This is a genomic window from Arthrobacter sp. C152, assembly GCF_054890965.1.
The window spans coordinates 103,233-122,268 of sequence record NZ_JBTZSU010000007.1 but is presented as its reverse complement, the minus strand read 5'-3'; the positions used below and the strand labels follow the sequence as shown (position 1 = coordinate 122,268).

The following is a 19,036-nucleotide window of genomic DNA, read 5'->3' as shown; positions in this document are numbered from 1 at the left end:
CTACGGCAGCGCGTCCCATGTGATGTTGGGCAGCCGGCCCCACGTGGAAGGCATGCGCTCCCAGGTCAGTTCCGGTTTCTGGTCGGTCAGGTACTCAGCCCAGGGGCTGGTGGTCAGGGCGTGGTCGACGTCGCCGTAAGCGCAGGCGACCCGGATCCGGGTTTCGCGCGGGGCCTTGTCGCCCTGCCGGCTGATCGAGGTGATGGTTCCGGGGACGTAGACGACGTGGCCAGCGGCGATGGGGCAGCCGACCTCGATCCGGTCGCCGCCCTGCAGCTCGGGCCGCGGCACCGTGGAAACTTCCAGCTCGACGGCGAGGGAGGCGAGGAACTCGTTCCGGAGCTTCAGCGCGTAGGCGTATGCCTGCTCCCAGGACTCGATCATGGTGGAGCTGTAGAAGAAGGGGATCCGGCCGTGGGGACCGTCATAGCGCAGCGGCCCCTGCTCGAGGGATACTGCGGCGGTGACCTTGGAGCCGTCCGTTGCTTCCTTGCCCTCCACAACCCAGCGGTTGTACAGGCCGGTGATGGACTGCTTCCGGGACACCGACACTAGCCCGGCGTCCGGTTCGATCCGGAGCACCGGGGCGCCGCCCGGCATGTAGGCCTGGCACTCGCCGTCGCCGCCCATCCGGTACCGGGCGCCGACCACGGAGAGGATGTCCTGCCCGGCTTCGAGGCGTTCCTTCTGGAAGATCAGCTGCGAAGAGAGGGGCGAGTCCGGGACGCCCGGTTCGAACACTGTCGGGAAGTGCCTGGCCATGAGCCGCTGGAACTCCGACCGCACTGTCGCTCCGGATGGCGGGGACACCGGGGCCTCGAACTTGTCGTTGTCCGCGTCGACGGTGAGGTCCACGGCGTCGATGCGGACGACGGCGCGGGTGATGTAGATCCTGCGCTTGTGGGGCGGGAGGGAGCCGTCGGGTTCGATGTACCCGTACTCGTTGATGACCCTGGTTTCGGTGACTTCATCGGGTGCGTTGTCGGTGATGCGGAAGCGGCCGAAGTTCACGGCCCCGGCGCCACCGATCTTGTACACGACATGGAGGCGGGTCCCGGCCACGCCGAGCACGTCGTCCAGCCGCCACGCGCCGAGCTTTCCGCTGTTGTCGGCGATGGTGAAGGTCATCTTCTGGTTGACCTTCACCGAGTCGCCGGCGTCGTCCTGCCCGGACCAGTCGATGACCTCCAGGGGTTCGGGCAGGATGAGGTTCCCGCCGCGCCACACCCAGGCGATCAGGGTGTCGGCGGGGCGGGAGCCTTCCAGGGCCCGCCGTGACACGTCGTCGAGCAAACGCACGCGGGTCTCCTATCCGAGGGGGTTCTTCATGTCGTCCAGGTAGGACTTGCCGGCCATGGCGTTGAGCTTGTCCTGGTAGGTGTCGAACAGCATCATCACGTCGCCGTAGGTGAAGATCGCGGTGAGGACCTTGATGGCCGGCGCCTGGACGACGTCGGACTGCAGCGACCACCAGGTGAGGTTCCCGCCGTAGCCGACGCTGACCGGCTGCCGGCGGAAGGAAGGGTTCGCGAGGTACAGGCTGCCGGACAGGCCGAGGTCGCCCCATTCCGGGAGGGGCCGGAAGAGCAGGTTCGCAGAGTTCTCCAGCAGCGCGGCGAGCTGCGCGTTCTGCTGCGCCGACCTCGTCGCTACCGAGGTGTCCACTCCGAGCTCTGCCATGCGGCCACCGATCAGGGCCATGGGCTTCTTGGAGCCCATGACCTTGAAGATGGACACGTCAGCCTGTTTCTCGAAGTCGGACAGCGCCGATGCCCGGAGAGTGATGTCCTCGTTGTCGCGGCGCTTCCCGACGATCGCGACGGCGGACTGCGGGTCCAGGGCATCCTGCAGGTACCCGACGGGGGAATCGACCGTGAACGCTTCCGAGGTGATCCTCGCGGCCCCGTTCGGGCCGCTGATGACCTCGACCTCGTAGCGGACTGGGCGGCCGAGTGGCACCGCCCAGTCCTCCACGAAAGCAGCGTCATTCATGAGGTACCGCCGGTACCCCTGCACTGGTTCCCGTTCGTTGTCAGCGAGCTGCCACACGGTGACGATGGAGTCCCCGATGCCGAGGTCCGTGATCGTGATCCCGGCCCAAGCGCAGGGATCCTCCAGGTGAGGTTCGACGAGAACAGCAACCATTAGGGGGTCCTTCCGGGTCGTGTGTAGCGTGCCTGGCCGTCGGCCGCCGCGATGGCACCGGCGGCTTCCTGCCGGGCCACGCCGCGGAACGTTGCCATGGTGGCGTCCGCGTTGAGTTCCATCACGCCGACTACCGCCAGCCCGTCAAGGCTTATGGCAGGCGTTCCCGCCGCGGTGCCTGCGAAGCCGTTGAAGGTCTGCACCTGGCCGTAGCCGCCGGCGACGGACTTGGACAGGGGCGCGTACCCGTTGTTGTAGGCGTCAAAGGTTTTGACGCCGTACTGGGCGACCTTCGAGGCGCGGATGACGTATTCACCGTTGGACAGCCGGGCGTTGATCTCGTCCGAGGTCCCGGTGCCGGGGCCGCGAACGTAGCCGGCTGCGGCGAACTTGCTTACCCTGCCGCCGGCCTGGAACTTGCTGATCAGGCCGCCGTCGCGCCGCCGGTCGGAACCGTAGAGGCCGCCACCGTCCGGTTCGTTCCCGTTGGCTGCTGCCACGCGCTCTTCATATTTGATGACGTGGCGCTCGGTTACTTCCTTGGTGGTGACGGTGATGGTGCGGCCGTCGATGGCGTCCATTGCGCCCTTTGTCTGCTCTGCCATCCTCTTGGCCTCGCTGGACATCCAGGATTCGACCTTCACTCCTGGCGGGATGTGCAGGATGGACCGGATCAGCGCTTCGGATTCCTGGGTTCCCAGGCCGAAGCCTTCGGCTGTACGTTTCATGGCTTCGTAGGTTTTGCCCAGCTGCTCCTGTACGGCAGGCTGGGAGTCGCCGTTCTTGGCCATGGCCTCCGCTGCGCCTAGACCCTTCTGGGTCATGTCGGCGAGGACATCGTTCGCTGCCCGGCCCGCTTCGGAGTACAGGTCGAGGTCCGTTTTGGACTCGTTGAGCACGCCACCGTGGGCCTGCTCCGTGGCCATGATGTTCTTGATTTTTCCGTCAAGCCCATCGAGAGCCTCATCGAATTTGGCGGTCGCGTCCCGGCTGGACAGCGTGAGCAGGCCTGCGTTGATGAGCGCCGTCGTGAAATTGGACAGGTTCACGATGGCGCCGTCGGCGCTGATTCCAAGCTCCTCGAGCTTCTTGGACTGCTCCTCCGTCACCTGGGCCTGGTAGGCCTCAGCTGCAGCGGCGCCTTCGGTCGTCTCCTTGATGGCCTGCATCCGGGGAGGGATCTTGCCCAGCGCCAGCTGGTGCAGCTCCTCATCGGTGAGCTTCAGCCCCAGCGCGGTGCCCTGGCGCTTCAGCTCCTCGGTGTACTGAGGCATGAGCTTCAGCATCTGGTCCACGGAGAGCTTCGACTTGCCCTGCGCCTCGGCGGACTTGTTCGCCTCGTCGGAGAGGATCTTGAAGGACTCGCCGGCTTTCTCCGCCCCGCCGTTCTGGACCAGGGACACAAGGGTGTTGTCGAGATTCTTGACGCTGTCCCGGAACTGCTGCGTGCGGGAGATGCCGCCGACCATGTCGCCAGCCCAGTTGTTCAGGTTGTCGTACCAGTCGAACTCGTTCACCCGGACCAGGGCGTCGCCGACGCCGTTGATCTGGGTTCCCAGGCCGCCCGTGTTCTTCACGACAGAATCGAGATCGGCCGTGGAGGTCTTCAGGGTGAGGAAGGCCTGCGCGTAGTCCTGGACGGTCTTGGTTTCCCCGGCCCAGATCTTGGACACGGCACCGGCGACCTGCAGGGCCACCAGCGCGGTCCCGGCCGTAGCCGCAGCCTTGGCGACCTTGCCGATTCCGGCCGCCGCTTTAGGCGACGAATCGGCGAGCTCGTTGAAGGCCTTCTTCGTTTCAAGGATCCGGGGGAAGGCCGTGAGGAAGGCCCCGCCCAGCAGGGCGGCCCCGCCGGCCGTGGCCGTCAGCCCCAGGCTGGTCTGGAGGATCGGGCCGGGAATTTGTCCGATGGAGTCCAGGAAGGTGTTGGCTGTCTGCGCCAGTGAACGCAGGACCTCGTTCGCACCGGAACCGGACTTCAGGAAGACGGAGTCGAGCGACCCGCCGACCTTCTCGATGTCCCCGGCCAGGTTGTCCTGCTTGATAGCTGCGGTAGCAGCGGCGTAACCGGAGTCGTTGACCTTGGCGGTCCAGTCGGCGATCCCGGCCGCGCCCTGTTCGTACAGGACGTTCGCGGCGCGGACGGCGTCGGACCCGAAGATGATCTTCATCGAGGCGTTGCGCTGCTCGTCCGACAGGCCCTTCATGGAGTCCTGCAGGATGCCGGCGAACTTCGACAGGCCGACGAATTTGCCCTGGTTGTCGTAGGCGTGGATGCCGAGCTTGGCCATCTCTTCGGAGGCGGCTTTGCTGTTCGGATTCAGCGACATCAGCATCGTCTTGAAGGACGTGCCGGCATCGGAGCCGATCAGCCCAGCCGAGGCGAAGGCCGCGAGCCCGCCCGTGGTTTCCTCGATCGACAGACCCGTCGAGGCGGCCACAAGGCCACCCTGCTTGAGCGCCATGCCAAGGTCCTCGACCGAGCCCTGGGCCTTGCCCGCGCCAGCCGACAGCAGGTCGGCCAGGTGGGTGACCTTGTCACCGCCCAGCTTGAACTGGACCATTGCCGTGGCTGCCAGTTCGGCCGCGTCAGCGACGCCCAGGGACCCGGCGGCGGCCAGAGTCAGCGCGCCGTCGAGACCGCCGGACAGGATGTCCTTGGTGGTGACGCCGGCCTTGGACAGCTCGGTGATGGCGTCCGCTGCTTCGCGCGCCGAGTAGGAGGTGTCCGCGCCGGCCTTGATCGCGGCGGCCCGGAGTTGCTCCATGTCGCCTGCGGAGGCGTGCGTGGCTGCCTGCACCTCGGACATGGACTTGTCGAATTCCATGTAGGACTTGATCGCCAGGCCGACCCCGACGCCGGCCGCGGCGCCGAAGCCGAGCAGCGCGGTCCCCGAAGTGGACCAGGCGGCCTCGTGCTTGGTCGCGGACTGCACCAGCTGGCCCAGCGCCGTGTTTGTCTGGGCGGCCTTGTCTGCGGCGTGCTGCTGCTCGGCAGCGAATTCGCGGGTCGCTTCGCTCGTGGTTTCGAGGCCGAGGGCCGCGGCTTTCGCGTTGGTGACGAGACGCCCGAATTCGTCGCGCAGCTGCCCGCTCGAATCGTAGCTGAGGCCGAAGCCCTTGGCTGAGGTCTGCGCCGCGGCCCCGGCTTTGAGGAGCTCGTCCCGGACTTCGCCGGCTTTCTTCGCGGTCTCGTCCAGCGGCTGGGAGGTCTTGCTGCCCGTCTCTTTGACGGTCTTGCCAAGCTGTTCGGTGACCTTGGTGGCTTCCTGCATCTGCTTCCGGAAGTCGCCGATTTCGGCGCGGATCCGGACCAGTACCTGACGCTCAGACACAGGCAGGCCTCCATCTCTTGATTCAGTTGTGGTTTGATGCAGGGATGAGCGAAACGAAAACCAATAAGAAGCCCGGGGACGCACTCATTGGTTGGGGCGCGATGCTCGCGATCCTCGGCGTCGTGATCTACGTGATTGCCCTGGGATCGGGTGGTACTGGGAACCCGCTGCTGATGTTCGCGATGATCGTGATCGGCATCCTGCTGGCGATCCTCGGCTACGTGAAGCGCAGGGCGGAAAGCTAGTCCCAGCCCTCCACTTCACGAAGCACGATCTTCTGCCCAGGGAACGTGGGCCGCTTGTTGTCTGCCTTCATGGACTCCAGCGGCTCACAACCGTGGCAGATGACCTGGTCGTCGGCCTCGTGCCGGCCAACGTTGTGGTCGCCCTGCGCCACCAGGTAGTGCAGGCCGCAGCCAGGGCACAGCCCGTCCTCGTAAGCGGTAAGGGCCAACGCCATGATGCGGTCCTTGTCGGACCACTTGCCGTCGTCCGGCCGCCCGCGCAGGACAGTGTGGGGGATCTTCCATGCGCGGGCGGTGCGGGCCTCTAGGAGGAGGTGCCGCCACTCTGGTCGGACGAAGGCCTCGACGATTTTGGGACTGCCACCAGCGGGGCTTCGTGCTGGGCCCGGGAGTACGCCATGGTGAGCAGCTTGAACTGGGCGTCACCGATCTTGCTGTACAGCCTCCGGACGTGGTCCGGGGTCATGCGCGGGGAGACGACCGCCGCGGCGCAGGTCCGGATGGACACCTCCCGCTCGGCGACGGCTTCAGCGGCTTCGTTGGCCATGTTCCGGGCGACGTTGTTGATGTCGTTCGGGTTGGTGATTTCCAGCCGCCGGCACTTCTCCTTGGCCTCTTCACGCGCGGCCTTGGCAGCCTCGTCCAGCTGGGCTTTCAGGTCGCGCTTGACCTCGTCCCGGATGGCCTTCTGCTCTTCGTCGTCGATGAACGAGACCCGGACGACCAGCTTGGACGCGTCCAGGGCGATGTACAGGGCGTCGATCTTCTCCTGCAGCTTCCCGCCGCTGGACTCGGCGTAGCCGCGGTCCTCTTCCGGGACGTCGGCCAGCTGCCGCTTCTGGGCTTCGAGCTCGTCGATGTCGGCCAGCAGGTCGGCGCGGCCGTAGAGGGTGACGGAGCGTTCGGTGCGCTGTACTCCGTCGAGCCACTCGTCGAAGTTGATTTCGTTCTCGGACATGGGGAAAACCTCCAAGGTTTTTCTCGTTGCGGGGTCAAGGTTTAGGGGTGAAGCGCCGGCCCGGGTGGAACCTTGGAAAACCACCCGGGCCGGCCGTCTTACTAAGCGGCGGCGACGACCGCGCGCTCGTCCACGAGGTCCTGAACGGAGAAGACCTGGCGGAACTTCTCGTAGCCGGCGCCGGAGGGGGCGAGGACCTGCGGGGTGTTCGTGATGACCTGGAAGACCCGGACCTCGTCGGCGGCCGCCCAGGCAACCTCGTGGGCCTTCTCGCCGTCGGCGATCTGGCCGATGCGCTCGACGAGGTACCCGTCGATGCCCTTGTCGGTGAACGTGGTCCAGGCCGAGTCGTCGGCGGCGTTCTTGAAGCGGTAGAAGTTCATGGCCGCTTCGTAGTTCGTCCGGCCGGGGCTGGTCGAGTTGGACGAGGCGCAGTACGCCGGGTCGTTGATCGCGTCGTCACCGGTGGAGCCGAGGGCGAAGTCGGCCGCGGTGATCAGGCAGGACAGGTCCTTGCCGGCGGTGATTTCCGCGACGGTGGGTGCGTGGTAGTTTGCGATGGTGGGTACCCACGCCAGACGCCGGTTCGCGTCCGTGAGCATCTTGGGGCCGAGGACTGCCATGACTACTTACCTGCTTTCTTGGAGGGGGTTTCGGAGAGGTTCGGGAAGCGGCCGTCCAGCCACGTTTCCGGGACCGGGTTGGGGAGCTTGTCGCCCGTGGTCGTGTCGTAGACGTAGACCTTCTTGCGGGGGTCGTACTTGCGGCCCTCGACTTTGTCGGGGATCGCCGGGTCATCGACTTCGGTGGTCGGTTCGTCGGCAGGAGTGGAGCTGGTGCGGGTAGCCACGCGGGCCTCCTTCAGGTGGTGGGGTTGTTTCAGCGGCCGGACATGACCGTGAACTCATCGACCGCGAAGAGCGGGTGCGATGAGGTTTCGGGGACGGTCACGTCGAAGTCCGTCGTGATGTCCAGCAGGGACTCGTGCCGCAGCCGCCCCGACGACCAGCCCGGGACGACGAGCTTCCGGCCCACGAGGACGGGCCGCACCATGTAGATGGCGGTGAGAACCGAGTCGAAGGTCAGGCCCGCGTAGGTGAGCTTGAAACGCAGCTCCAGGGAGTCCGGGTCACCGGCGTAGGAATCGCCCGTCTCAGTGCCGGCCGTGCCGCCCAGGACGATGTAGGGGTAGTCGGCCTCGACGGGCTTGTCAGGGGCGGAGCCGCGGAACACGGTGAGCCCGGCGGGGATGAGCGCTTCCAGCGCGTCGTAGTGTTCGACGCTCATGGCAGCAGCTTCGCGAGGATGTCGTCGGTGGCCTGGAGGAAGTTCGGTTCCTCATCCTGCAGCGCGATCAGCGGGTCAGGGACTGTGCCGCCACCACCGCGGGAACCACCGTGGATGGCGATGCCCACTAAGGTGCCGAAGCCTTCCTGGTCGACGTAGGGGCCGATTTCGGCTTCGATGCTGTCTGCGGTCTTGGTGAGGTTGTACCGGACGTCACGGTTCCAGTTGATCGACTTGCCGCCCTTGAAGTGGCGGGAGGACTTGAAGTCCTTGATGATCTTGTTCTTGACGTTCAGGGCGCCCTTGGAGACGCTGGCGCTGACCTCTTTGAGGATGCCGTCGCCGGCTCCCGCGAAGTCCCTGGCGAGTTTCTCGAAGTCGCTCACGAGGTCATCTCCTTCACTGGCAGCCGGGCGGCAGTGTCGTAGGTGTCCGGGGTGAACCCCTCCACAACGTATTCCTTGCCGACGGTGAAGGCGTTGAGCGCGGATCTGGTCATGATGACGACATCGCCGTCTCTGACGTCTGCCGAGTTCGCGGGGATCTTCACTTGCCGGGAGACGACCGTGAAGGAGTGCTCGCCGGCTTCGGGGCGTGCGGTCGACGCGTTCTTCGACTGCACTTCGCATTTGCCGGCGTAGACCTCGCTGCTCGCCTTGGTGACCTTGCCGGTGGCCCTGTCGGTGACCAGCTGCCCGGTGCGCCGCACGATCCGGCACTCGTCGATCATGCGTGCTTCAGCTTTTGCCCTGCCTCTTTCGAGGGCGCGAACAATGTTCATCCGCCCAGCCCGATCACGTACATGCCGTAGACCGGGGCGATCGGCAGCGGTGTGAGCATGGCCAGCTCGTCCGCGCTGATGTACATTTCGCCGCTGGAGATGGCGCTGTCGAGGGTGCGGGAATCGGTGCTGTCGTCGATGGACTCGGAGATGATCCTGGCGCTGTCGGGGTTCTTCAGCACCCGGATGATCATGGAGACCATGACGTCCTGGATGATCGCCTCGTCGATCCCGGATTCGTAGACGTCCGGGAGCTTCGCGACGATCCTCAGCCAGGCCCGGTTCGACAGCCCGGGGACGACGGCGGTTTCCTGCTCGGTGAGAGGGCGCCACACCTTTTCGATGTCGGCCTTGGTGACGGTGACCTGCGGCATGACGCCCTCCTACCTTGCTACTTGCGCCGGGACTCGCCGGTCTCGATGTTGCGGACGACGCGGACGGGCTTGCCGTCCGGGCCTTCCACCTCGTACTCCTCGGTGCGGGCCTCACCCTCGGGCGCGGTTTCCTCGACCGGGGGGAGCGGCAGCACGGCGTTCACCGTGCCGACCTTCAGCGCTTCCTCGCCGGGCTGGGGCGTGACCGTGGTTGCCCGCTCCTTGGGGTCGGTGGTGTCGGCCGGGCCGTCGCCGGGTGCGGTTACGGACGGCTTGGTGACGTCGCTGTCCAGCGTCGTCGTCTCTTCGGTCTGCTTGCGTGTTGCCATGGCTGTTTGCCTTCCTTCTAGGAGTTGAGGACGCCGCGGAGGCGGGCTGCTGCCTTGCCACCGAAGATGCCCAGACCGCAGTAGAACTCGATGCGGGTCCGGTAAACGGGCTGGGACTGCAGCATGCCGAGGTCATCGACCATGACGCCGCCGTTGGTCAGGCCGGTGACGGCCTGATCCGCTTCGCCCTGGCCGAACTTCACGGCGTAGATCGAGGACGCGGTACCGGAGGCGGTGCCCTGGGTCTCGTTCTGGGCGAGGATGGTGGCGCCGGCTGCGGTGGATCCCGGGTCGAGGACGGGGATGCCGTTCCAGGTCAGGACGCGCTTGCCGGTGATGTCTTCCTTGACGAGGTCCACGCCACCGAGCCGGCGCCCGGCGGAGCGGATCTTGCTGAGGATGGACGAGTTGGCGTAGATCGCACCGTTGGTGCCGTCGATGCCGGGCACGGCAGCGACGAGCGCGTCCAGGGCGTCGAAGAACGCCTGGGCGTCGGTGGATCCGTTGCCCAGGACCGGGGCGCCGTTGGTGCCGGCGTCGAGGACCTGCGCGCCGGTGAGGCGCTTCTTCAGCCCGTCGAAGGACTTGGGATCGACGGTGACGTCGCCGTTGAAGAAGGTGTCCTGGAACTTGTAGGACGCGGCCTTGACCTTCATCGCGGTCTGCACCGCGCGCTGGTCGTTGAGGTTCCCGCGGGTCTTGACGATGAAGCGGTCCACGTCCGCGTCGCCACCGAGGATGACCAGGGACTCGGTCCGCTGGTTCACGGTGCCGGTCGACTCGGTGTACGCCTCGTTGACGGAGCGGAACGCGACACCCGGGAGGGTGCCTTCCTCGTTGTAGGCGTAGGCGTTGCCCTCGATGTCGAGGAGCGGCAGCCGGTCGAGGACGGGCGAGGCCTGGACGAAGGTTTCCAGGACACCGCGCTGGAGAGTGTTCTGCGACAGCGTTGCTGCCTGTGCAAGGGTGACAGCCATTGTGGCTTACCTCTTTCTGTTTCGGATGGCCCGCAGGCTGTCGCCCTTGGGGGTCTTACTTGCTGGTTTCGGCGTAGCCCTGGGTGAGGGTTCCGATGCCCGGGGTGGTCTGGACGCGGGTCTCGCCGCGTGCGCCGGCGCCTGGCACTTCGCCTGGTGCCGAGGAAGCGAAGGACTTAGCGAACTCGTCCGCGTCGGCCTCGATCTCTTCCCGGGTAGAGCCCTGGAGGCGCAGCGCGGCTTTCAGGTCCAGGCCCTTGGCCGCGGCGATCTCGTACCGGAGGAGCTTGGCGTCGCGTTCGGCGATCTGAACGTCCTTTTCCCGGTCGGACTTCTCAAGGTTGGCGACTCGCTCGCGTTCCTTTTCGTCCGTGGACTTGGTGGCGTCCTCGAGCTCTTTGACGCGCGCTTCAAAGTCCGCTGCGCGCTTATCGGCTGCCTTGCGGGCATCGCGCTCCGCTTGCAGTGCCCTCGGCCCGCCTTCGCTTTGGAACTGGTCGGCGCCGCCGCCGGCCGGATCACCGGCAGGAGGGGCAGCAGGGGGAGCACTGCCTGCGGGGTCCCCGGCGCCCGCGCCGCTGCCATCTCCGCCGTCGCCGGCTTCCATGACTGCGTCACCGAACGTTGCCCGGTGCAGGGCAAACAGCTGGGTCAGGCCGCCGGGTGCGAACAGGTCGATCCCGTGGGCGCTTTTGGTGAATTTCTTGCTCATTGGTTTCCTCCATCGCAGAGGTAAGACCCGTCAGCCTCGCGCATCAGGGTTGGATTTTGGGGCCGCCCATGGCCTTCCGGGCGGTTATCTGGGCCGCCGCGTCACCGTTGACGATGATGCGGCGGAAATCGTTCTCGACGGCGGCAGCCAGCTCGGGAGTGAGCCGGTAGTTGCCGTAGGGGTTCCGTCCGGCGAGGACCGCGTCCCAGTTCACCTGGGCGTCGAACACGCGCCGCTCGGCGGCCGTCATGGTCGCGCGGACGGCAGGGTTCCGCTCACCGGTTCTGCGGGCTTCCTCGACGGCGGCACGGACCCCCACTCGGGTTCCGCCGCGGCCCAGGGCGCCGTAACCTTCCTGCTTGCCGCGCAGCACCCCTTGTGGCTGCTGGCCGCCCGGCAGGATGTACCCGTTGCGCTCCAGGAGCTTCAGGGTCTCCTCCCGGGACAGGCCCTGTGAGTAGATGCCTTCCGGGGTGAGCCGCGGGGGCCTGCCGCGCCCGAAGTTCCCGGCACGCGACGTGCCTTCCTTAGTGACCAGGCCGCCGGGCTGCAGCCCGCGCCGGGAGTTGACGACCTGGAAGACGTCGGCGCCGTCGCGGATCGCGTTGGCGCCGGCCTTGGTGAAGATCCGGTCCTGGTCCTCGCCGGACAGGCTGCGGAAGTACTCGTAGGGGTCGGTGGTATGGTCCCCGGCGGTGTTCTCCCTCGAGGGGATGTGCCGGCAGTCGCAGCGTGGATGGCGTTGGAAGCCGGTGTTCCAGCGGAAGAACTTCCCCGCCAGCACCACGCAGCGGGCGCAGGACGGCGGCGTGAGCATCCGGACGTACCCGATGCGCGGCCGCGCGACGATGTCCACGGAAGCAGCTGCCCGGCCGGTGTCGGCGACCATGGTCTGGACGTTGCGGTCCAGCACGGCACGGCCAACAGCCAGGGCCCGTGCCGGCGGGTGGCCGGCACCCAGTGCTGACTTGACCTGCGTGACCGGGGAGTACAGCAGCCCAGACAGCGACCTGCCGTCGGGCGCCGAGCCAACGAACCCTACAGGGTTCAGGAAGGACTTCGGCGCCTCGTACAGGCCCTGCTCAGCCAGCGTGGAAGCGCCATAATCGCCGCCGAGTACGGCAGCCTGGAACTGGATCTGCTCCATGGCCGGCTGCAGCCCCGCGAGGGAACGCACCCAGGACCCGGACAGGTCCGCCGGGTTCAGCTTCCGCCAGAACCGGCGTCCAATGCCAAGGGCGAGGACTTCGAGCTCGCGCATTGCCTGGTCATAGGCTGCGACTGCTTCAGGTGGTGATGTCACCGCTTCCGCCGATCTTGGCTGCCAGCGCGTTCACGCCAGCGTCAGCCTTCTCTATGTCGCTGTCGGAGTTCTCCACCCAGGACTGCACCTTCGGCGGCGTCGCCCCCGGCAGCATCGACCAAGCATCCTGCCGGGCCATGCCCGATGCGATGAGCTTCTGCGCCGCGTCGACAATCTGCGCGAAGGACCGGATCTCCGGGTCCGCCCAGATCACTTCGGAGGCAACATCCGCGTTCGCGTCGCCGCGGGCCCGGTTCGCGAGCCGCATCACGGACTCGATGGACTCGCCTGCCGCCATCTGCAGATCCTTGATGAGCGACTGGAAGGTCGACTCAGCGCCGGCCATGGCATCACCGGAGGTGTTGGCCATCTTGGTCAGCGCATACTGCGGCGGGATCTGCCCTGTGGAGAAGAACGTGTTCAGGAACGTGTCGTAGACCTTGATGTAGTTGTCCAGGTTCGACTCCGGCAGGTCAAAGACCTTCGTGTCGATTCCTGGGAACACCAAGGCCCGGTCCACGCCGATCCTGCCCGGAGTGTTGAGCACCGGCATCGGCTGGCCGTTGAGGTCCAGCAGCGGCTTACCGTTGGAGTCCGTGCGGACGATGATCTCGCCCTTCGCGTTCCTGGCGACGGGGTCGAAGCCGGTGAACACGCGTTGCCGGAAGGCCGAGAACTGCATGGCCAGCAGCGTGTTGAACCGGATCGTGTTGATCGCGTCCTGCTGCGCCATGAGCTTCTCAATCGGCGCGTGCGGGACACCGTCCGCGTCGACGTTGAAGTCGAACGTGACGAACGGCAGGCCGCCGAGGTTGTGCCGGCCCACGGCCGTCATGCCCCAGTCCTTCTCGCCCTTCGCCTGGGTGAACTGCACCCACTCGGTATCGGTGTAGACGTACGCGTTGAGTGTGCCGTCCACCTGGGCGATGCTCTTGACCGCGAACAGACCCTCGAATGGATCATTGGGGTTCGGTTCGATCCAGACCCGCTTGCCGTTCTCCGGCCGGATCTTCGGTGTCTTCGGGGTTGCCTTCACCGGTGACACGGACATGATGCCGCGCCCGTGCACGTGCATCTGCTGGTAGACGATCTTCTGCCGGGAATCCAGCTTGTTCGGTTGCCAAATCTCGTTCCACGTGGTCAGGTCCGCCCCGCCGTCGCGGCCCGTCCGGAAACCGTCAGCCTGCATCCGCTGGACCGGAGCTCCCATGGCCAGACCGAGGAAGTTCGCGATCGCCTGCTCCTGCAGCGCCGTGTACTCCGTGTTCACACCCTCCGGAGCGAACGGCAGATCCTGCTTCCCTTCGAAGTAGGCCTGCCGGCGGTCCCAGCTTTGCGCCTGCGCGGAAAGCCCGGTCAGGCCACGTTCCAGGTAGTTACGTGCAAGCTTGGCGTCCACGCCACCACCCCTTCAGATGCTGTCTAGTTGAAGCCGTAAACGGCGTTGGAAATACGTGTGTTTGGCTGGTACCCGGCGGTCCATCCCTCGGTAAGGGCGTCCGCCCGGGCCTCGTACGCCAGGGCGGCGCCGATGATGGAGTCGATCTTCCGGTCGGACTTGTCGTGCTCCTTGCGGACCAGCCGGTGGATGCCGCGCTTCCGGACGTAGCCGTTGGAGAAGTGCTCCATCATTTCCTTGTCCCCGGAGTGGAACAGGACGCCGGTCCGCTTCCCCGTTTCGTCCTCCGGGTCCTCGCCGCCGCTGATCAGGTCCGTGCGGAGCCTGTCCAGCGCTGCGCCCATGGCCACATCCCGCGACGTCGCCCAGGGGAACACGCGCTCGCCGAACTTCTCCGCGAGATCGTCGATGTCGGTCCGCCACTCGTGCGGGTCGGCATAGAGCCGGGTCACGTCGTAATCCTCGAACGCGAGCTCGATGGCCTTGATGACGTCGCGGCGGGGCACTTCCCAGAAGTTCCCGGCCGGCCCCATCGGCTTGGACCAGATGCCCAGCGGCTGAATGAAGCCATCAGACATGCGGGACGCGAACAGCACGGTCGAGTCGTCGTTCAGTGAGCCGTCGAAGCCGAGCGCGACCGCTTCGCCCTTGGCGATGTAGTCGTCCGGGCGGGCCTGCCGCTTCACGACGTCGTCCGGGATCCACGCATCCTTCGACGACATGGGCCGGTTCAGGAAGTAGCGGGCCGCGGTCTCGTCGTCGGCGCAGATCCGAGGGTCGCGCATGTCCCGGTACTTCCGGTCCAGGTCGATCCACTCGGCGGCCGGCCCGTACACTTCGCGCAGCTGGCGTTTGGTGCGTTCTTTGTCGTCGAGGTCGATCTTGCCTGTGGCCTCGCGGTGGTTCATGAACACCGATTCGGGCAGCAGGCCCTTCCGCCACATCGTCAGGGTCGTCTCGAACACCGAGTTCTCACCCGGCCGGTACGCCGTGGAGGTCTGGTGCAACCAGGCGTCGGCGTCGTACCGCTTGCCGAGGTTACGCGAGATCGTGCCGTACATGTTCCGCAGCTCGGGCAGCACGTACAGGTGGGTTTCGTCGGCGACGACGTGGGTTTCCAGGCCGCCGTCCTTCGACGCCGCACCGGAGGTCGAGGCGCGGATCTCGCCGCCCTTCGGCAGGTAGATCGCGGAAGCGGACTGGTACCGGCGGACGCCGCCGGCGCCGCCGTAGATCTCGGGGTACTCGTCCTGGCCCCACTCGCCGGCGATGAAGGCGATGTTCGCGAACGTGTTGCCGGCCTGCCCTTCCTCGGTGGCAAGGCACTTGATCAGCGGGGACCGGACAGCCTTCCCTGCTGGCTGGCCGTGCGCGTCCCAGCCGTCGAAGCGGACGACGTCGGCGAAGGCTTCAGCGGTGGCGATGATGCCGGCAATTTCGGACTTCGCGCGGCCCTTGGGCCGGGACAGCACCGCTTCGTTGAACACGCGCCGCCCGGTGAGCGGGTCGAGCTCGTAGCAGCGGATGACGTGCTCGCGGATCTCGTCGTCCAGGTCGTACTGGCCCACGAACCGCTCGCCCTGGATGTCGCCGATGCCGTGGCAGGTGTACTCGGTGATCCAGTCGAGGACGGCGTACCCCAAGGAGCAAATGTGACCTTCGAACAGCGGCCCAGCCCAGCGGGAGTGCCTGGCCATCATGCCCCGTTTCTGGCGGCCCTTGCCCTGTCAAGGGACGAGACCTTGGAGGTCTTCTTCGGTGTCGCCGAGTAGGATCCACGGGCCCCGCCCCGCGCCTGCGGCTTCTTGCCTTCAGCATCGGGGATTCGGAGCGATGCGTGGAGCTGCTTGAAGATGTTCGCCTGCTGCCGGGACTCGGAGAGGACCCCGTCCACGGTCATGGTGACGCTGCGCTCGTCGGAATCGTCGGCGTCGACCAGGGAGCGGAAGTGCATGAGCTCGAGGACGCCCTTCCCGGCGATGATGTCGTTGAGCTGGTCCAGCCGGTCCTTGATCCGGCACATTTCCTCGACAGTGACCCGCTCAGCCGGCCCGAAGTCCTGCAGCTTGTTCAGCTCGTTCCACAGCTTCTTGCCGGCGGCGCCGAGGCCGAGTGGTGCGCGGGGGATCGCCATGGCTGCCTCCTGCGGATTCGCAACATTTCAGCTGCTCTGGACTGCGAGTCACCTCACCGGCGGTGGTTTGGCCGGCCCCCTTGGAGGGGGTACCCCCCACCCCTCGGGGCGGTGCATCGACTCTCTCGTCTCACTATGTGGTTACTGGTGGGCGGCGCGACCACCTGCTGCACGGTTGCACCGGCCGGCGTGCTCGGGCCCGTTGTACTGGGTGCGGTCGTTGTCTTGGTGGCCGAGGTCCCAGCGTTCGCCGGGTTGGATGGGTTCGCCGCAGCGGGCGCAGTGCACGGATCCGGTCGCGACTTTGGGTGCCCATTGTTTGCGGAGCTGGCGGTGTGCGTGGCCGTAGCCTCGTTGCTCGCGGCTGCCGCGTCTGGCTTCTGCTTCTGCGCGGTGGGTGGGGCATAGGCTGTCGTGTGTTGGGGTGGGGCAGCCTGGTTTGCCGCAGATGCGTTTAGCCCGGGGCAAGGGACAGTGCTTCGTACTCGATGTAGAAGTGTGTGCCGAAGTCCAGGGTGTTGGCGCAGTGGCCGCACACGTAGAGGATGCCGTTGCTTGGGAGGGTGACCTTGGCTTGTGCTAGGGCGCTGGGGTGCCGGTCGCAGGTCTGCCCGTCCATTACTCTTCGCCTTCCAGCATCTCCAGTCCGCGGTACAGCAGGCCGAGCCTGCTGTGGTACGGGGAGTTGGTGCCGACGTTGAAGTACAGGGTGGTGCCGGTGTCGCGGGCTGCGGCTGCGGTCAGCTGCCAGTCGGTGAGGTAGACGGTGTCGCCGTCGGCTTCGTCGGCGATGTGCGCGGCGATGGCTTCGTGCACCGCTTGGAGTGTGGTCGCGCTCATGGCTGCCTCCGTGAGATGTCTGCACTGTTCTGGCAAACACTGAAGCCCACGCCATATGGGGGTTTGGCGTGGGCTTCAGTGAATGTCTATTCAGTTGTCGTCGGTCCGGGCAGGAGTCCCGGCGTCCCTGTTTTTGGCAAGGCTCGACGTGCTTCCAGCGTACCACCTGTGGATAACTTTGGTGGACGACACGCGGGCCGGTCAGCTTGCTTCGGCGAGCTGCTGGTTGGCGCGTCGTTCGTCTGCTGCTCGGATGCTGGCGGCGAGCCATTCCCATTCGTGCTGTGGCCAGACGGGCATGGACCGGTGCCAGGCTCCGCAGCCTTCCTGGTCTGGTTCGCAGATGCCTGATTCGCAGCGGATGACGGGGTGGGGGTTGTCTTCGGGTCCGATGGTGCGGACGTGCAGGCTTCGCTGGTCGCACCAGGGGCAGTCTGCTTTGAGGTGCTGGCCGTCTACTACTTCGCTGAAGTGGTGGGCGAGGCTGGCCCTGATGCGGCTGGCCTCCTCGTCGATGTCCATGACTATGTCCGGGTCCGTGTCGTCGAGGTGCTGGCGGATGTAGTTGATGAGCAGGAGCGGGTCGTCGTACTTGTGGGTGGCGGTGCGGATGAGCAGTGCCTGGTGCTTGCGGTCGGTGGCGACGCGGCGGGCGAGCTTGGCCATGGAGGTGGTGAGTTCGACGGTCTTGTCGAGGGTGTCGAGGTGGATGGGTGCGGGTGATTCACCGAGGGTGAAGGCGCCGCGCTCCAGCTTCTCGAGGCGGGCCTCGGCGTCCAGGCGGCCGCGTTGTTCGGGGGTGAGGGTGGGTTCGCGCCAGGGGCGGGCGGTGCCGCGTTGGAGTGCGGCGCGGAGGTCGGACCAGCGGGCGTAGATCCAGTCCAGGTTCTCTTCAACGGTGATCATCTGGGCTTCCTTCCGTTGCGAATGAGTGGCTTCTTGTGGGGGACGTAGTTCTTGTTCCGACCCCAGTAGTAGACGTAGCCGCGGCCAACAATCTCGCCATTGGCGTAGACGAACCCGTAGGCACCTAAGCCCTTTTGGGGCTTGACCCTGATCTTGGGAACAGTGGGAATCAGCTCTGTGACGTCGGCGCTCATGCTGCTTGCTCCTTGGTGGTTTCGTAGTGGTCGCGGGTGCCGGTGAGGAGGGCGACGAGTTCGCCGAGGGTGAGGGTGACCCATTGGTCTTCGGGCCGGCCTTTGCCGACGCGTTTGTGGACGATGATGCCGGCGAGGGCGTCGTCGTTCCCGCGCTCGGTCTCGGCTTCGTTGGCCCAGCCGCCGAGGGCGATCTTGGCGGTGTTCTTGCATTCGATGACGACTCGGTGGCCCATGTGGCGGAGGCCGGCGATGTCGCCGCGGTCTTTGGTGCCGTTCTTCACGCGGCGATCGATGCGGTCGTCGATGTGGGTGGCGAGGTAGTCGGCGATGAGGCGTTCGAAGCTGGATCCGGCTTTCTTGGCGCTGGCCCTGGTGCGGGTCACTTCGTGGTCTCCTTTGCGTCGTGGCAGGTACAGGGGCAGGGCATTGGTTCGTCGTGGCGCCAGTCCCATCCGTCTCCGGAGCAGGAGGCGTGTTTGCCGTCTCGGCAGTCCGGGTTCATTTGGCCACCTTCGTCCCACAGAGAGCGCAATAGCCGGCCTTGATCATCCGCTCATGATGACGCTTCGCACAGGCCCGGCGGTCCGCCCTGCTGGCCAGCGGCGGCGGCCAAACTGACCATTCCACGGGGGCTTGGTCGAGCTGTTCAGAAGTCTGGTTCATTGGTGGTCTCCTGGTTGTTTGGTCGTGGGATGAAGCCTGGGAAGCGGGCTCCGCATTGGTGGGCGGGGACGATGGTCTTGGATCCGTGGTCGGGTGGTCTTGGTCCGTAGAGGTAGGCGCCGCTTCGGTCGGAGAGCTCGTAGCCTTTCTCGCGGGGTTTGAGGACGTAGGTGTCGCGTCCGACGATGAAGCAGGCGAGCTCTTGGAGCGGGGACAGTGGGGTGGGGTCGACGGTGGCCATGCCGGCCGCGATGTCGGCGTCCATGCCGTGGAGGGTGATCTGGTCGCAGGTGGGGCAGCGTTGCCATCGGGCGGCTCGGAAACCACCTGTTTTGGTCTCCAGCAGCTGCTTGAGCCAGTCGTCCTGCCCTGGCTTTTTGGGGGCCTTTTTCGGGGCTTTGAAGAGTGCTGGTTGGGTCATGGCCGGGGCCTCTGGACACAAGGGTCACAA

At 66.1% G+C, this 19,036-nt stretch carries 25 protein-coding genes; 1 reads left to right on the top strand and 24 read right to left on the bottom strand.

The window, feature by feature from the left end; all coding sequences use genetic code 11:
* The 3 genes from ACYSM9_RS07440 to ACYSM9_RS07430 are packed head-to-tail and all read right to left on the bottom strand — an operon-like array spanning window position 1 to window position 5,480.
* Window positions 1-1,299: a hypothetical protein gene (locus ACYSM9_RS07440; RefSeq protein WP_461856342.1), complete on the bottom strand. Its 1,299-nt coding sequence runs from the start codon at window positions 1,297-1,299 to the stop codon at window positions 1-3.
* 9 nt (window positions 1,300-1,308) lie between these two features.
* Complete coding sequence (locus tag ACYSM9_RS07435) at window positions 1,309-2,145, bottom strand: hypothetical protein (RefSeq protein ID WP_461856341.1); 837 nt, start codon at window positions 2,143-2,145, stop codon at window positions 1,309-1,311.
* Window positions 2,145-5,480, bottom strand: coding sequence for a phage tail tape measure protein (locus ACYSM9_RS07430; RefSeq protein ID WP_461856340.1), 3,336 nt, complete (start codon window positions 5,478-5,480; stop codon window positions 2,145-2,147). The genes ACYSM9_RS07435 and ACYSM9_RS07430 overlap by 1 nt, the downstream gene beginning before the upstream one ends.
* A gap of 44 nt (window positions 5,481-5,524) precedes the next feature.
* Between ACYSM9_RS07430 and ACYSM9_RS07425 the strand changes: the two genes are divergently transcribed.
* Entirely contained in the window at window positions 5,525-5,725 is a 201-nt protein-coding gene (locus ACYSM9_RS07425; protein ID WP_461856339.1) for a hypothetical protein, read from the top strand.
* On the opposite strand, the gene ACYSM9_RS07420 is transcribed toward ACYSM9_RS07425, so the two are convergent.
* The 21 genes from ACYSM9_RS07420 to ACYSM9_RS07320 all read right to left on the bottom strand — a co-directional run bounded on the left by ACYSM9_RS07420 (window position 5,722) and on the right by ACYSM9_RS07320 (window position 19,006).
* Window positions 5,722-5,940 carry a hypothetical protein gene (locus ACYSM9_RS07420; protein WP_461856338.1) on the bottom strand — a complete coding sequence of 73 codons (219 nt, stop codon included), beginning with the start codon at window positions 5,938-5,940 and terminating at the stop codon, window positions 5,722-5,724. The two genes, ACYSM9_RS07425 and ACYSM9_RS07420, sit on opposite strands and share 4 nt — an antisense overlap.
* A gap of 89 nt (window positions 5,941-6,029) precedes the next feature.
* Complete coding sequence (locus tag ACYSM9_RS07415) at window positions 6,030-6,683, bottom strand: hypothetical protein (RefSeq protein WP_461856337.1); 654 nt, start codon at window positions 6,681-6,683, stop codon at window positions 6,030-6,032.
* 101 nt (window positions 6,684-6,784) lie between these two features.
* Window positions 6,785-7,306: a phage tail tube protein gene (locus tag ACYSM9_RS07410; RefSeq protein ID WP_461856336.1), complete on the bottom strand. Its 522-nt coding sequence runs from the start codon at window positions 7,304-7,306 to the stop codon at window positions 6,785-6,787.
* Window positions 7,307-7,308: 2 nt separating this feature from the next.
* Window positions 7,309-7,533, bottom strand: coding sequence for a hypothetical protein (locus ACYSM9_RS07405; RefSeq protein ID WP_461856335.1), 225 nt, complete (start codon window positions 7,531-7,533; stop codon window positions 7,309-7,311).
* Window positions 7,534-7,562: 29 nt separating this feature from the next.
* Window positions 7,563-7,970: a hypothetical protein gene (locus ACYSM9_RS07400; protein ID WP_461856334.1), complete on the bottom strand. Its 408-nt coding sequence runs from the start codon at window positions 7,968-7,970 to the stop codon at window positions 7,563-7,565.
* Window positions 7,967-8,356 carry a hypothetical protein gene (locus ACYSM9_RS07395; protein ID WP_461856333.1) on the bottom strand — a complete coding sequence of 130 codons (390 nt, stop codon included), beginning with the start codon at window positions 8,354-8,356 and terminating at the stop codon, window positions 7,967-7,969. The genes ACYSM9_RS07400 and ACYSM9_RS07395 overlap by 4 nt, the downstream gene beginning before the upstream one ends.
* Window positions 8,353-8,751: a DUF6093 family protein gene (locus ACYSM9_RS07390; protein ID WP_461856332.1), complete on the bottom strand. Its 399-nt coding sequence runs from the start codon at window positions 8,749-8,751 to the stop codon at window positions 8,353-8,355. The genes ACYSM9_RS07395 and ACYSM9_RS07390 overlap by 4 nt, the downstream gene beginning before the upstream one ends.
* On the bottom strand, window positions 8,748-9,125 hold the full coding sequence (locus ACYSM9_RS07385; RefSeq protein ID WP_461856331.1) for a hypothetical protein: 378 nt from the start codon (window positions 9,123-9,125) through the stop codon (window positions 8,748-8,750). The genes ACYSM9_RS07390 and ACYSM9_RS07385 overlap by 4 nt, the downstream gene beginning before the upstream one ends.
* Before the next feature lie 17 nt (window positions 9,126-9,142).
* Window positions 9,143-9,454, bottom strand: a complete 312-nt coding sequence (locus ACYSM9_RS07380; RefSeq protein ID WP_461856330.1) for a hypothetical protein — start codon at window positions 9,452-9,454, stop codon at window positions 9,143-9,145.
* Between the two features lie 17 nt (window positions 9,455-9,471).
* Entirely contained in the window at window positions 9,472-10,431 is a 960-nt protein-coding gene (locus ACYSM9_RS07375; protein ID WP_461856329.1) for a major capsid protein, read from the bottom strand.
* 55 nt (window positions 10,432-10,486) lie between these two features.
* Window positions 10,487-11,143, bottom strand: a complete 657-nt coding sequence (locus ACYSM9_RS07370) for a hypothetical protein (RefSeq protein WP_461856328.1) — start codon at window positions 11,141-11,143, stop codon at window positions 10,487-10,489.
* Window positions 11,144-11,186: 43 nt separating this feature from the next.
* On the bottom strand, window positions 11,187-12,446 hold the full coding sequence (locus ACYSM9_RS07365; protein WP_461856327.1) for a hypothetical protein: 1,260 nt from the start codon (window positions 12,444-12,446) through the stop codon (window positions 11,187-11,189).
* Window positions 12,430-13,845: a phage portal protein gene (locus ACYSM9_RS07360; protein WP_461856326.1), complete on the bottom strand. Its 1,416-nt coding sequence runs from the start codon at window positions 13,843-13,845 to the stop codon at window positions 12,430-12,432. Before ACYSM9_RS07360 ends, ACYSM9_RS07365 begins: the two co-directional genes overlap by 17 nt.
* 23 nt (window positions 13,846-13,868) lie before the next feature.
* Window positions 13,869-15,545, bottom strand: coding sequence for a hypothetical protein (locus ACYSM9_RS07355; RefSeq protein ID WP_461856325.1), 1,677 nt, complete (start codon window positions 15,543-15,545; stop codon window positions 13,869-13,871).
* The gene (locus tag ACYSM9_RS07350) at window positions 15,542-15,979 is read right to left on the bottom strand and encodes a hypothetical protein (RefSeq protein ID WP_461856324.1); all 438 of its coding nucleotides are present in this window, start codon (window positions 15,977-15,979) and stop codon (window positions 15,542-15,544) included. Before ACYSM9_RS07350 ends, ACYSM9_RS07355 begins: the two co-directional genes overlap by 4 nt.
* Window positions 15,980-16,433: 454 nt before the next feature.
* Entirely contained in the window at window positions 16,434-16,598 is a 165-nt protein-coding gene (locus ACYSM9_RS07345; RefSeq protein ID WP_461856323.1) for a hypothetical protein, read from the bottom strand.
* Entirely contained in the window at window positions 16,598-16,819 is a 222-nt protein-coding gene (locus tag ACYSM9_RS07340) for a hypothetical protein (RefSeq protein WP_461856322.1), read from the bottom strand. Before ACYSM9_RS07340 ends, ACYSM9_RS07345 begins: the two co-directional genes overlap by 1 nt.
* A 201-nt stretch (window positions 16,820-17,020) precedes the next feature.
* Window positions 17,021-17,725, bottom strand: a complete 705-nt coding sequence (locus ACYSM9_RS07335) for a hypothetical protein (RefSeq protein ID WP_461856321.1) — start codon at window positions 17,723-17,725, stop codon at window positions 17,021-17,023.
* On the bottom strand, window positions 17,722-17,919 hold the full coding sequence (locus ACYSM9_RS07330; protein WP_461856320.1) for a hypothetical protein: 198 nt from the start codon (window positions 17,917-17,919) through the stop codon (window positions 17,722-17,724). Before ACYSM9_RS07330 ends, ACYSM9_RS07335 begins: the two co-directional genes overlap by 4 nt.
* Window positions 17,916-18,305, bottom strand: a complete 390-nt coding sequence (locus ACYSM9_RS07325; RefSeq protein WP_461856319.1) for a hypothetical protein — start codon at window positions 18,303-18,305, stop codon at window positions 17,916-17,918. Before ACYSM9_RS07325 ends, ACYSM9_RS07330 begins: the two co-directional genes overlap by 4 nt.
* 263 nt (window positions 18,306-18,568) lie before the next feature.
* Complete coding sequence (locus tag ACYSM9_RS07320; RefSeq protein WP_461856318.1) at window positions 18,569-19,006, bottom strand: hypothetical protein; 438 nt, start codon at window positions 19,004-19,006, stop codon at window positions 18,569-18,571.
* Window positions 19,007-19,036 lie beyond the last annotated feature (30 nt).